Source organism: Sphingomonas sp. Leaf198, assembly GCF_001424005.1.
In the GTDB taxonomy this organism is placed as follows: Bacteria; Pseudomonadota; Alphaproteobacteria; order Sphingomonadales; family Sphingomonadaceae; genus Sphingomonas.
In genome coordinates, this window is sequence record NZ_LMPX01000004.1 from 385,779 (window position 1) to 398,791 (window position 13,013).

The 13,013-nt window shown below is 67.8% G+C and carries 15 protein-coding genes; all 15 read right to left on the reverse strand.

The genetic code is table 11. The annotated features are described in order from the left end of the window. Nucleotides 1–73: 73 nt before the first annotated feature. Nucleotides 74–751, reverse strand: a complete 678-nt coding sequence (locus tag ASG20_RS17165; protein WP_056055680.1) for a PilZ domain-containing protein — start codon at nucleotides 749–751, stop codon at nucleotides 74–76. A gap of 12 nt (nucleotides 752–763) precedes the next feature. Next, a complete protein-coding gene (locus ASG20_RS17170; protein WP_056055683.1) occupies nucleotides 764–1,207 on the reverse strand; it encodes a hypothetical protein in 444 nt (147 codons plus the stop codon). A 10-nt stretch (nucleotides 1,208–1,217) separates the two neighbouring features. Further along, nucleotides 1,218–2,096: a flagellar motor protein MotB gene (locus tag ASG20_RS17175; protein ID WP_056055686.1), complete on the reverse strand. Its 879-nt coding sequence runs from the start codon at nucleotides 2,094–2,096 to the stop codon at nucleotides 1,218–1,220. 2 nt (nucleotides 2,097–2,098) lie between these two features. Next, nucleotides 2,099–2,449 carry a hypothetical protein gene (locus ASG20_RS17180; protein WP_201780742.1) on the reverse strand — a complete coding sequence of 117 codons (351 nt, stop codon included), beginning with the start codon at nucleotides 2,447–2,449 and terminating at the stop codon, nucleotides 2,099–2,101. Between the two features lie 59 nt (nucleotides 2,450–2,508). Next, nucleotides 2,509–3,033, reverse strand: coding sequence for a chemotaxis protein CheD (locus tag ASG20_RS17185; RefSeq protein ID WP_056055689.1), 525 nt, complete (start codon nucleotides 3,031–3,033; stop codon nucleotides 2,509–2,511). Nucleotides 3,034–3,038: 5 nt separating this feature from the next. Then, nucleotides 3,039–3,428, reverse strand: coding sequence for a response regulator (locus ASG20_RS17190; RefSeq protein ID WP_056055692.1), 390 nt, complete (start codon nucleotides 3,426–3,428; stop codon nucleotides 3,039–3,041). Between the two features lie 19 nt (nucleotides 3,429–3,447). Next, nucleotides 3,448–4,464, reverse strand: a complete 1,017-nt coding sequence (locus ASG20_RS17195; protein WP_056055696.1) for a protein-glutamate methylesterase/protein-glutamine glutaminase — start codon at nucleotides 4,462–4,464, stop codon at nucleotides 3,448–3,450. Next, the gene (locus ASG20_RS17200; protein ID WP_056055700.1) at nucleotides 4,464–5,342 is read right to left on the reverse strand and encodes a CheR family methyltransferase; all 879 of its coding nucleotides are present in this window, start codon (nucleotides 5,340–5,342) and stop codon (nucleotides 4,464–4,466) included. The genes ASG20_RS17195 and ASG20_RS17200 overlap by 1 nt, the downstream gene beginning before the upstream one ends. Beyond that, nucleotides 5,339–5,830 carry a chemotaxis protein CheW gene (locus ASG20_RS17205; protein WP_056055703.1) on the reverse strand — a complete coding sequence of 164 codons (492 nt, stop codon included), beginning with the start codon at nucleotides 5,828–5,830 and terminating at the stop codon, nucleotides 5,339–5,341. Before ASG20_RS17205 ends, ASG20_RS17200 begins: the two co-directional genes overlap by 4 nt. Then, entirely contained in the window at nucleotides 5,827–7,983 is a 2,157-nt protein-coding gene (locus ASG20_RS17210) for a chemotaxis protein CheA (RefSeq protein ID WP_056055705.1), read from the reverse strand. The genes ASG20_RS17205 and ASG20_RS17210 overlap by 4 nt, the downstream gene beginning before the upstream one ends. Further along, on the reverse strand, nucleotides 7,980–8,345 hold the full coding sequence (locus ASG20_RS17215) for a response regulator (RefSeq protein ID WP_056055708.1): 366 nt from the start codon (nucleotides 8,343–8,345) through the stop codon (nucleotides 7,980–7,982). The genes ASG20_RS17210 and ASG20_RS17215 overlap by 4 nt, the downstream gene beginning before the upstream one ends. Further along, entirely contained in the window at nucleotides 8,342–8,695 is a 354-nt protein-coding gene (locus ASG20_RS17220) for an STAS domain-containing protein (protein WP_236698794.1), read from the reverse strand. The genes ASG20_RS17215 and ASG20_RS17220 overlap by 4 nt, the downstream gene beginning before the upstream one ends. Next, nucleotides 8,670–9,554, reverse strand: coding sequence for a flagellar motor stator protein MotA (gene motA / locus ASG20_RS17225; protein WP_056055714.1), 885 nt, complete (start codon nucleotides 9,552–9,554; stop codon nucleotides 8,670–8,672). Before motA ends, ASG20_RS17220 begins: the two co-directional genes overlap by 26 nt. Before the next feature lie 76 nt (nucleotides 9,555–9,630). Beyond that, nucleotides 9,631–10,467, reverse strand: a complete 837-nt coding sequence (locus tag ASG20_RS17230; protein ID WP_056055716.1) for a class I SAM-dependent methyltransferase — start codon at nucleotides 10,465–10,467, stop codon at nucleotides 9,631–9,633. Next, the gene (locus ASG20_RS17235) at nucleotides 10,464–12,881 is read right to left on the reverse strand and encodes an HAD family hydrolase (RefSeq protein WP_056055719.1); all 2,418 of its coding nucleotides are present in this window, start codon (nucleotides 12,879–12,881) and stop codon (nucleotides 10,464–10,466) included. Before ASG20_RS17235 ends, ASG20_RS17230 begins: the two co-directional genes overlap by 4 nt. Between the last annotated feature and the right edge of the window lie 132 nt (nucleotides 12,882–13,013).

Sequence of the window (13,013 nt, forward strand, 5' to 3'; positions counted from 1 at the left end):
ACGAGAAAGGGGAACGTACCGGACCGGTACGCTCCCCTTTTTTACGTGCGGCGCGGTGTCGCTTGGTCGCGTGTCAGATTTCGGCGCGGTCGGAGGCGAAGCGAACCGATCGGTCGGTCTGCCACGCCGATACCTCGGCGAACGACAGCATCTCGAGGAAGGCGAAGCCGACGCTCTCGCCGTTCGACCAGCGCATCCGCGCACGACGCGGTGAAAGGCCCGGGATCGTGATCCGGACTTCGCTGTCGCGGGGCAGTGGGCTGGCGATCAGAATCCGGCATCCCGATTGCGACAGGTCGCACAGCACCGAGGCCGACAGCGTTCCCAGATGCCAGAGCACGGTGGGGCAGTTGGCGGCGATGCGCGGAGTACGGGCGATGATCGCCGAGGTATCCGGGACCGTGCTGAGTACCGCATCGATCACGATCGGGCCGTCGAGCTGCAACCCGGCGCGCCCATCGCGCGCCCAGGCGACCCGCGCGTCGACCGCTTGCAGGTTGCGCAATTCGACGCGGACGCGATCGTCCTCGGCCAGGACGGTCGAGCATTCGATCATCATCCCCGTCTGCGACAGGTTGCGGACGCGGCAGACGTGATCGATCCCCGCGGCCTCGAGACGCGCGACGAGGAGGATCGTCATCAGCCGCGTCTCGCGCCGTCCGAACGTGCCACCGGCGGGTTCGGCATGGGGAAGTCTCGACGCGCCGGTTGCGTGGACCGGGCTCGACGTTTCGGGGGGCAGAACGATCATGACCTGTGTCCTTCAGGACGGTTCGGCACGCGTGATCGCGGCGCGGCGTACGATGCCTGGGCCGAAAGCCTCGGGGGCGGCGGTCATCACGACCTTCCGCAACGCGGCGATGTCGGGCAGCATCCCGTCGGGACCGGCGGCGAGCGGCGTGCGATAGGTCCGCAGGTTGATCGCGTGGAGCAGCAACGGCAGCCGCGCGGCGACCAGCGCACCGTCGTCGACCGACACCTGCAATTCGACATCGAACGAGACATAGCCCGCCAGACGACCATCGCCGAACACCAGCGGCGCGACGATCTTCTCCGCCTTGACGAACGTCAGGTCCGGAACCGAAGTTTCGCCCGCGTCCGCCTTGCCGTGGGCAGGCCCGAGTATCGCTCGCGTCGCAAACGCGGCACCGCCGCCGACGCCGGTACCGGCAATCAGAACGGCGAGCGGGAACAGGATCTTTTTCATCGCAAGGGTCCTAGAACCGGAAGCTGGCGTCGCTCGGCAGGGAGGCGGCCGCCCCCTTGACGACGATCGTGATACGGCGGTTTTCGGGCCGGGTCGGCTGGTCGGGATAGACCGGGCGGGTGTCCGCCATCGCCACCATCTCGGCAAACCGACCGGGGGCGAGCCCCGCGCCGATCATCGCCGAGCGCGCGGCGATCGCGCGTTCACCCGACAATCGCCAGCTCGAATCGTCGCTGCCGCTGCCGTCGCCGTCGGTGTGCCCCTCGATCGCGATCTGCGCGTCCGAACGCGCGAGCTTGCCGGCGACGCGCGCCATCATGTCTCTCGCATACGGGTTGAGCGTCGCCGTGCCGACCTTGAACATCGATCGCTTGGCGGTGTCCATCAGGCTGATCCGCAGGCCGTCGCGGTCGTCCTCGACGCGCATCGCCTTGTGGCCGTCCTCGGCGGGCGGCAGGCTGTCGATCGCGACGCGCAGTTCCTGCGCGAGGACCCGCAGCGAGGCATCGGGAATATTCGCGGTACCGCCGCGCGCGGTGCCTGCGGTCGCGGCATTGGCGCTCGGCTGGCCGGTCGGCGTGCCGGTCGCGCTGGCCTGGCTACGGCTGCCATGCCCGCCCGCGCCCGGCATCGAGCCGATCCCGCTGGCCGAGGCGGTCGCATCCGACGTCTGCGACATCGCGGTGGCGGCGGGCGAGAAATATTCCGCCAGCCCCTTCAGGCGTTGCTTGTCCGGATTGCTGATCAGCCAGAGCAGCATGAAGAATGCCATCATCGCGGTCACGAAATCGGCATAGGCGACCTTCCACGCGCCGCCATGATGCGCGGCGGCGGTCTTCTTGATCTTGCGGATGATGATCGGGCGGGTGTTGGCACCGGCGACGGCCATGGTCAGGCGGCCTGCGCGGCGAGCGCGTGCGCGACCGGGCTGTGCGCGGTGGGCGCGTGCGGCACGGCCGCGAGCGCCAGCGCGGCGTGCAGGCGATCCTTGATTGCGCTCAGCCGGACCGGCGCGACCGCCGCCTCGGGCGCGGTGCCACCCGCGACGCGGTCGAGCACCGCGGCGCTTTCGTCGGCGCTCTGCACGATCAGGTCGAACACCTGAAGCTGGTCGATGTGCCGCATCACGAAGTCCTCGTCGCCGACCAGCGTCTCGGCGAGTTGCTCGACGAGCGCACTGACGCGACGCAGTTCGCTCGCCAGAGCGATGTGCAGGGCCGCATGGGAAGGGGACTGGATCATGATGCGCGCACTCTGGTTGTCTGGCGGGGTGGGTAGGGCAGTCCGAACGATTCCGGACATCAGAAGAGTTCGAGTTCGCCTTCGGACTCGGGCATCGGCGGACGGACGATCGGACGGACCGGCACGGCTTCGGCGACGCAGGTCGACCGTGCCTTGCCCTCGAACGGCAGGAACTCGATCTTCCGCGCGCAGACGCCGCCGACATCGACATGGCCGATCGCGAAGCCCTCGGTCTCGATGAAGCGGCGCGCGAACGCGGCGTTGTCCTGGCCGATCCCGCCGAGCCCGGCGATGATCTTGGCGCCGCCATAGATGTGCGCGCGCAGTCGCGACCGCATCGCGCCCTTCTTCATCATCGCGTTGATCAGCAACTCCATCGCGTGGACGCCGTAGCGCTGACGGTCCTGGATCCCGACGGCATGACCCGCTTCCGGCTCGCCGAGCAGGAAATGGTTCATGCCGCCGACCCGCGCCTTGGCATCGTACAGGCACACCGCGATGCACGAGCCGAGCAACGTCGTCAGCATCGTGTCGGGCTCGGCCATCGCCATATGGTCGCCCTGGATAAGGGGGATCCTGCGCATGCCGATCAGGCCAACGCGCCGAAGACGCGCTCGATCTTTTCCTTCAGCGCGGCCGGGGCGAACGGCTTGACGAGATAGTTGTTCACGCCGAGCGCCGCGGCCTTCTGGACGATCTCGCGATCGGACGAGCCGGTGAGCATGATGAACACCGTCTTGCCGATCACCGGATCGTTGCGCACTTCCTCGAGGAACTGCAGACCGTCCATGTCGGGCATGTTGTAGTCCGAGATGATGAGATGCACGCGGTCGCTCCTGACCGCCGCGAGCGCTTCGGGCGCACCGCCCTTGTCGCGCACGTCGCGAAATCCCAGGTCCTGAAGGGACCGGCGGATCATCGCGCGCATACTGGCCTGATCGTCCACGACCATGACCTTGATTTGAGATGCAGCCGGCATCGTCTTCCAATCCCTGTGTTTACTTGCCGCACGCCGCGAGGATCGCCTCGGGCAGTGCAGACAGACTCAATTCACGCTCGACCGCGCCAAGTTCGACCGCCGACCGCGGCATGCCGTAGACCACGCAGGTGTCCTTCGACTGGCCGAAGGTCCTCGCGCCAGCCTGGCGCATTTGCAACAGCCCCTCGGCACCGTCGGATCCCATCCCGGTCAGGATCACCCCGACCGCCTGGGCGCCGCGTTTGGCGACCGACCGGAAGAGGATGTCGACCGACGGACGATGGCCGCTGACGAGATCGGCGGCCTTGAGGCGAACAACCCCCTTGGCACCACCGACGAGCTCCATGTGTCGCGGCCCACCAGGTGCAATATAGGCGGTTCCAGGCATCAACGGGCTTCCGTCGACCGCTTCGCGCACCGTAATCCGACATTCGCGGTCGAGCCGTTCGGCGAAACTCGCGGTGAACGTGCCGGGCATGTGCTGGACGATCAGGATCGGCGGGCAACCGGGCGGTAGTGCCGCGAGCAGCGAGAACAGCGCCTCGACGCCGCCGGTCGATGCGCCGATCGCGATCACCACGTCGTCGCGCGACTGCACCGTCATCTTTGCGGGACGGACGGTCGGCGTGACGCGGACCGCAGACCGTGCCGCGGCCTTGACCGTCGCACGCAGCAAGGCCGCATCGCGCGCCAGCTCCTCGGGATTGCCCGACGGCTTGGCGATGCAGTCCACCGCGCCCAGCCGGAGCGCCTCGATCGTCACCGCCGCACCCTGCGCGGTCAGCGTCGAGCACATGACGACCGGCATCGGCCGCAACCGCATGATGCGTTCGAGGAACGACAGGCCGTCCATCCCCGGCATCTCGATGTCGAGCGTGATGACGTCGGGTTCGAGATCCTTGATCATCTGTCGCGCGATGCTCGGCTCGGGGGCCATGCCGACCACCTCGATCTCGGGATCGGCGGATAGCACGCGGTTGAGCGCGGCGCGGATCGCCGCGCTGTCGTCGACGATCAGCGTACGGATGCGCCGCATTATTGTCCCCCTTGCTTGACGTAGATGGTCTGGCCGCAGCTCTGCATGATCTGCGCGGCGGACCCGAACAGCCGTTCCGAATGGCCGATGTACAGGTGGCCACCGGGGACGAGCAGGTCGACCAGCCGCTCCTCGAGTTCGGCCTTCGCGCGATCGTCGAAATAGATCATCACGTTGCGGCAGAAGATCGCGTCGTAGCGCTGGCGCATCGGCCAGGCGTCGAACAGGTTGAGCACGCGCGCCTGGACCAGCGCGCGCGCCTCCGCGGCGATCTCGAACTCGCCACCGGGAGCAGGCTTGACCCAAGCCGACCGATAGTCGGCAGGGATCGCCGCGACGGTCTGTTCCGCATAGGTCGCGCGGCGGACGCTCTCGACGACATGCGGTGCGAGGTCGGTCGCCAGCAGCTTCAGGTCGGCGTCGCGCAGCCAGCCGGCTGCCGAGCGGTCGCGCCCAAGCAGGCACATCGCGATCGAATACACTTCCTCGCCGCTCGAACAGCCCGCCGACCAGATCCGTACCGGCGCCTGCCGAACACGCTGTTTGAGCGTCGGGATGACGACGTTGCGGAAATGCTCGAAATGATGGTTTTCACGGAAGAAATGCGTGTGGTTGGTGGTCAGCGCGACGACCATCGCCGCGCGTTCCTCCTTGTTGGTCTGGACCAGACGCACATAGTCGCGGAAATTGCCGAGACCGTGCATCCGCAGGCGACGCGACAGGCGGCCGTGGACCAGCGTCTTCTTGATATCGGTCAGGTGGATCCGAGCGTCGCTCTGCATGATCGTCGCAATCGCGGCGAACTCGGCGGCGGCGAGCGGCGGACCGCTCCCCGAGCCTGCGACGTCGGCTCCACCTGGCAGGGTGGCAGTGGTCACGCCGCGATATCCATCTGCCGGGTCAGACCGAGCGCCTCGAGATCGAGCAGCAGGACCATGATGTCGCCGGCAGCGCCCTGCGCTTCGGAGGCGCGGGTCTGCGTCTTGACCAGACCGGCGATCACGCTGGGTTCGCCGATCTCGACGTCGGGCGCGGGGCGGATCTCGTTGGCGTCGATCAGCACGATGTCCGACACTTCGTCGACCAGGAACCCGGCCTGCTTGCCGGCGATGCTGACGACCAGGATGCACGACCGCGAGTGGATCGCGCTGGGCTCCCATCCGAGGCGCTCGGCGAGGCCGATCACGGGGACGACGGTCCCGCGCAGGTTGGTGACGCCCTTGATATAGTCGGGGACGCCGGGAAGCGGGGTCGGCTCGTCCCATTCGCGGATCTCGATCAGCGACGACATGTCGATCCCGAAGATCTGCGTGCCGAGCGAGAAGGTGACGATCTTGCGTTCACCCGGGGCGTTGGTCGTGGTCATGCGGCGAGTCCTTTGGTGATGTGGCGAACGGAGGAAGACGGACCGACGAGCGCTTCGATGTCGAGGATCAGCGCGATCGAGCCGTCGCCGAGGATCGTCGCGCCGCCGAGCCCGCGGATCGGATGCAGGTTCTGCTCGAGGCTCTTGATGACGACCTCGCGGCGGTCGTCGATCGTGTCGACCATCAGCCCGACATGGCCGGCGGTCTCGCTCTCGACGATGATCACCAGCGATTCCTCGGGCGAGCGGGCGTCGTTGTCGGCGAACCCGAAGGTGCGGGTAAGACGGCGGACGGGGACGTAGTTGCCGCGCAGTTCGATCACCTCGCCGGTGGTGGTGGTCGGGCGGACCTGGCCGGGTTCGGGCTGGACCGTCTCGACGACGTTGGCGAGCGGCAGCACGAAGCGCTGGCCGGCGAGCCGCACGATCATTCCCTCGAGGATGGCGAGCGTCAGCGGCAGCACCATCGTGAAGGTGGTGCCCTTGCCGGGTACCGAGCTGATCTCGACGCGACCGCCGAGCGCCTCGACGTTCGAGCGGACCACGTCCATGCCGACGCCGCGCCCCGAGATGTTCGAGATCGTCTCCGCGGTGGAAAATCCGGGTGCGCAGATCAGCTGGTCGATCTCCTCGTCGGACAGGACCGCGTCGGCAGCGACGATGCCCTTCTCGACCGCCTTGGCGCGAACGCGGACGCGGTCGATACCGGCGCCATCGTCGGCGACCCGGACGAAGATCCGCGCGCCCTTCTGTTCGGCGGACAGGCGGATCGTCCCCTCGGGGGGCTTGCCGCAGGCGATCCGGTCGGCCGGGCTCTCGATGCCGTGATCGACCGCGTTGCGGATCATGTGCGTCAGCGGATCGCCGATCTTCTCGATCACGCCCTTGTCGACCTCGGTCATCTCGCCGGTCGTCTCGAGCGTCACGAGCTTGCCGGTTTCGGTCGCCAGATCGCGCAGCATGCGCGGCACGCGGCTGAACGACTGCTTGATCGGCTGCGCGCGCAGCGACATCACCGTGTCCTGGATCTCGCGCGTCAGCCGCGAGAGCTGCGGCAGTTCGACGCGTTCCTGGTCCTTCGGGCTCAGGCGATCGGCGAGGATCGAGCCGCGGATGACGAGCTCGCCGACCAGGTTGAGCAGCATGTCGAGCTTGGTCAGTTCGACGCGGATCGTCTGCGATGCGGGCTCGACGCGTGGCGCCTCCGGGCTGACCGGCGCGGCTACCTTGGCGGCAACGGGAGCGGCGGGCGGCGCGATGCTGGCGATCGACACGACCGGTGCGACGGGCGGCGGCGCCTGCGTTACCGGAGCGGGGGCTGCCGGGGCGACGCTGTCACCGCGGACGATGCTCACGACCGAATCCGGATCGACGAAATCGAAGCAGTCGGTGATCGCCGATTCCTCGATCGCCGCGGGCACGCTGACGGTCCAGCCAATATAGCTGTGCTCGGGATCCATGTCGCGGAGCGAAGGCAGCCGCGACAGGTCCGCGCCGATCACCGAGCCGCCGAGCAGTTCGAGTTCGCGGATGATCAGCATCGGCTCGCCGCCGTTGGAGAGCGCGGCGTTGGACGGCAGGAACGTCACCGTCCAGGGCGCAGCCACGTCGGGGGCGCTGTCGAAGTCGTCGAGCGAGACGCCGACGGGCTCGAACCCGAACGGATCGAACGATTCGATCGCGCCGGCGATCGGCACGAAGCCGAACGGATCGGCATCGACCTCCACAGGGGCGGGGGCGGCGACAGGCGCGGCCGCATCCGGCGCGCCGCCGTTCTTGAGGACCTCGTCGAGCGCCTCCAGGGCTGCGGCATCGTTCGGGAGGCCGCGCGTGCCCTGCGCGGCCGCGACGTGATCCGACAGGATGTCGAACGCGGTCAGCATGACGCCGGTGACGCCGGGGGTCGGCGCGATGCGGCCGGCGCGAACCTCGTCGAGGACGTTCTCGAACCGGTGCGAGAAGGCGGTCAGCGCGGCGTGGCCGAACGCGCCGGCGCCACCCTTGATCGAATGGACCGCGCGGAACACGCCGGCGATCACGCCGGCCGACACGTCGCCCGCGTTCATCGCGGACAGGCCGGTCTCGGCGGTCGTAAGACCTTCGGCGCATTCCTCGAAGAAGATCGCCTGGATATCGTCGAGATCGTCGCTCATGGACATACCCGGCGGATCGCCGTCCCCAGTTTGGCGGCGTCGAACGGCTTGGTGATCCAGCCGGTCGCGCCGGCGCCGCGTGCGCGGGCCTTCTTCTCGTCGGAGAATTCGGTCGACAGGACCAGGATCGGCAGGCCGCGGAATTCGGGCACTGCACGAACCGCCTCGATCAGTTCGAACCCGTCCATCTCCGGCATGTTGATGTCGGTGATCAGCAGGTCGGGCTTGACCTCGTGCATCCGCTCGAGACCGTGGCGGCCGTCATTGGCCGCCTCGATCGTGAAGCCCTGCGCGGTCAGCGACGCTTTCAGGAGCATCCGCATGCTCGCCGAGTCGTCGACGGTAAGGATGGTCTTGCTCACGAATGGATTTCCTTCTGGTTGTCGAGACCGATGGCATCGGCCAGTCGGCAGGCCGTCACGCGCTCCACGAATGCGGGGCTGGGCGCGGCAATGGTGAAGCTGTGGCCGTTGGCGATCGCATCGGCATGCGCGGCGACCAGCAACTGCAGCGTCGCATGGCCGATGCTCTCGACCCCCGAAGCGTCGATCACGATGTCGCCGTCGAAATCCGCCGCGAGGACCAGGCGTACCCCGATGTCCTGCGCGTGAACCGTCGTGCACTGGCCGGGCAGGACGACCGTGCGATCCTCCTCTGGCACGTCTCCGGTGGCGGCGAGTGCCATGTCAGGCGGTGAGAGCGTTGAAATCATTTTTCGCCTCCTCGAGGGCGGTTTCTAACTGTTGGAAGGTCGGTGCCTTCGTCGATGGTGTCATGCGGCGGGCGATCTCGATCGCGACCTGCGTCGGCAGCCCCTGCGCGTGCGCGACGATCGCGCTCTTGACGATCAGGAACGGCTTGGCGTCGGCGTCGATCGTCTCGTGCAATTTCGCGGCAAGCGGGCCGACCAGGCAATAAGCGAGCATCACGCCGAGGAAGGTGCCGACCAGCGCGCCGCCGATCATCGCGCCGAGCACGTCGGTCGGCTGGTCGATCGATCCCATCGTCTTGATGACGCCGAGCACCGCGGCGACGATGCCGATCGCGGGCAGGCCGTCGGCCATCAGCTGGAGCGCGTGCTGCGGCGCGAGTTCCTCATGGTGATGGTTCTCGATGTCGTTATCCATCGCCTCGGCGATCTGGTGCGGATCCTCGAAGCTGACCGTCATCATCCGCAGATAATCGCAGATGAACGCCACCAGATGATGGTCCGCCAGGATACGCGGATAGCGGCTGAAGATCGGGCTTTCCGCCGGCGTATCCAGATGCGGCTCGATCCCGATCGCGCCGCTCCGCTTGAACGTCGACAGCAGTCCGAACAACAGAGTCAGCAGGTCGCGATAGTCGCTCTCGGTCCAGCGACCGCCCTTGAAGGTGCGGAGCAGACCTTTGCCGGCCTGCTTCACCGTCGGCACCGAGTTGGAGACGATGAACGCGCCGATCGCCGCGCCGCCGATCGCGACCAGCTCGTGCGGCAGCGCGTGCATCACGATATCCATCTTGCCGCCGGACCAGATGAAACTGCCGAACACGCAGGCGAGGATGATGATGAAACCTATACCATTTACCATGGTCCGCGACCGTTCCTTCGTACCGGGTTTATGTTGTTATAGGAGGGCCGCAGGGCCTTCGGTCCGGCGTGCGGCATTAAGCGGCGACCGGATGGTCACGCGTCATGTGGCCGTCCTGCCAATCGATTACCGCGAGGTAGTTGCGCAGGCGGCTTTCCTCGATCCGCGCGAGCAACGCATTGTCGTGCAGGGGTAGCAGCAGCGCCGCGACCGCCTCGCTCCAGGGTGCGTCGGCAGCGAACACGACGCCAAGGCCGAACACCGCGGGGAGATAGGCGAAGGCCAGCGCGCGACCGTCGGCGGTGGCGTCGGCGACGAAATCCTCGACTGCGGTCAGCACGCCGTTGCGCGGGCCGCCGGCCTGCAACGCGAACGCGAACTGGCCCATGCCGCGGAAACCGCGACCGGGGGTCAGGTCGTCGCGATCGAGCAGTGCGCCCGCGGTGTAGCTGTGCGGATGGCGGTGCTCGGCGGGAATGCGGTCGGGCGCGTAATACATGTCGCGGCGCGCGCACGGCCAGCCGACGTCGTGGAGGAAGGCGAGCAGCGGCTTGCCGTCGCGGCGTCCGATCCGGTCGATCTCGGCGAGTTCGCGCGAGACGGTGTGATAATTGTGATCGCCGTCGATCAGCCACGCATCGATCCCCGCCAACCCAGGCACCGCGTCGAGGCTCGGCTGGGCGATATGGCGGACGCAGGGCGTGGCGGCGGCCCAGGCGGAGAAGCCGGGCGCGGGGGAGGGGTCGATGCTCGTCAGATGCCCGTCGATCGGCGCGAGGTGATCCGCAAGCCGGTGCGACATGCCGCCGAACTCCGCACCGATCTCGGCAACGTCGCGCGCGTCCGCCGCATTCAGGCACGCCAGGATGGTCGCCGAGAATTCGGCCATCGAATGGATCAGCAGCTCGCTCATGCGACGGCTCCTGCGAGGACGGGGGCGTTCTGGTCGGTGCGCGGCGCGACGGGATCGCGCGGCACGAGCGGACGGAAGACGATCGCGAGCATCATCGGGACGGTCTCGCTGCCGGGCGTGAGCGGGGGCGGCGGGACCATCAGGAACGCGTCGGGGTCGGTGCACTGGAACAGATGCGGGGCGACCTGTTCGAGCCCTTCGCACGACGGCATCGCGGGGACCGCCCGGGCGCTGGCCCTGGCGTCGCCGACGAGGAACGCCTCGACCGGGAGAAAATGCGCGGACTCGATCTGCAGCCATTCATGCTCGCGACCGAACTGCACGCCGACCGTGTAACGGCACGCGCCGACCGGGATCGCGGCGACGTGATAGCCGTCGTGCGTCGGCGTCGCGCGCACGCTGTCCGCGAACGCATCCTGCCCGTCGACCATCAGCACCGGGATATCGATCCCGGAATCGCAGAAATCGGCATAGCGGAGGTCGAGCCCGAAGCGGCGCTGCGCGAGATAGGCGAGGCTGGTCGGCAGGCCCTGGCCGCGCAGTTCGGCGGGCAGGTACATCCGGTCGCTGTTCTTCAGGTAGAACAGCCCGCGTTCGCGCAGGCCGCGGCTGGCGGTCGCCGGATCGAACAGCGTGATCATGTGATCGGTACCGAGATTGGCGTCGTGTTCGAAGCGGGCGAACAGCGCGATCTCGTGCGGGAGCGGCAGGAACAGCAACCGGGCCAGTGCGGCGACCGCCGCCGGTTGCGTCGTCGTGGCCGCGTCGCGATCATGGCGGCGGATCGTCGCCGACCGCTCCGCCTGCGCAAACACGACGCAGCCCGCCTGGACGCGTTCGCGCGCTTCGCTTTGCTGGCCCTTGATACCGGGCGTGCCGCGGACCGCGACGCCGTCCGCATAGTCGATCACCGACCCCTGCGACGCGGTGCAGAGCTGTTCGACGACGGCGATCGATCCGATCAGTGCGTCGAGCACGCCCTGGTCGTAGGTGGTCGCATCGATCATGCCGCATTTGTCGAGCCCGCTCGGCAAGGTCTCCGCGAGCAGCAGGTAGCGGCCGGCGACATGCACCCCGAACGCGTCGGACAGCACGGCTTCGATATTGTTCTGGACGCTGCCGTTATAGCCGAGATCGACGAGCATCAGCGTGTCGCCGGGCGCTGGATCGACGAGGGCGCGGATATAGGCGATCAGCCGGTCGGCGAACGCGCGTCCACGGTGTGCGATGCGCTCGGCCCAGGGCGCGGCGCCGATCGTTTCGGCGAGCGAATAGGCGCCGTTCTTGGTCGCGGCGTCGGCGACCAGCGCGTCGGCTTCGTCCGCGTCGATCAGCAGCTGGCGAAGGAAATCCTTGCCCGATCCGTCGCCGATCTCGTCGACCACGAACCGTCGCGCGGCGCCGTCGCGGCCGAGCCCCGCGGCGATCGCGGTGAAGCGGCTGATCTCGACGGCGTGCGTGGTGCGATCGGGAAAGGCTGCGTCGAACACGAGCCGCGGCAAGAAGCCGTCGCGCATCAGGAACAGCAGGTGCGTGGTGCCGCCGCGCTCGGCCTGGTTCGCGTCCGCTTCGGTCGCGATCCAGTGCGCGAACGGCGTCATGATCGGGCCCAACGTGGCGAACCCGAGCGCCGCGGCGGGATCCTCGATCGCGGGCTCGCCGAGTGCGACGGCGGCACGGTGCGGCTGGAAGATCGCATCCGTGTCCGGCCCGGCGACGAGCGTGGCGACGCTGCGCTCGAGCCGGTGACGCTGGACCGCGGTTTCGGTGAACTGGACCAGATGCAGCGCGCGCAGGCCGTGGCGAGCCGCGGACACTGCGTCCGCGACCGGGTTGTCGCCGATGTGCAGGATGCGGTCGGCGCGGACCGCGGTCTGGCGCAGGACGGTGTCGAACAGCGCTTCGGCCTTGGCACTGCGATGCTCGCACGAGCAGACAATCCGGTCGATCAGGTCCGCGACCTCATCGCCCGCCGCCGCGCGGATCAGCGTTTCGAGCTGATCGCGTTCGAGATAGGTATCGCTGATGATCACGACCTTCAGGCCGCGCCGCTTGGCTTCGCGCATCAGCGCCACCGTCGGCGCGAACGCGTAGCAATGCTGCGCCTCGACCAGGATCTCATGGTTCACATAGCGCTCGCGCGTGGCGGTATCGGCATCGGGGAGCAGCGCCGCGTAGATTTCGCGCAGCGTGACTTCGCCCGAGCGGCGATGCTCCAGCAATCGCGCTTTCCGCGCCGCGGCCTCCGCCCGGATCCGCTGGTCGGGCGACACGCCGTCGAGCAACGTGAAGATATCGGCCGGCCTGTGGGTATCGCGCCACAACAGCGTATCGAAACAATCGAGCGACAGCATCGACAGTCCGCGATGGCCATCCAGGGCGTGCGGCAACTGGTGAGGCAGGATGGTCTGCATGGACGGGCTTTCCGGCTAAATGGCGTCCCGTGGTGCCGCCCGCAGCGGACCTGTGTGGAACCCCGCAGTGGGACATGACCATCTTATAGGACGCAACCGGCACCGCCGGCCGCTGCTGCGTCCTAGAATAGG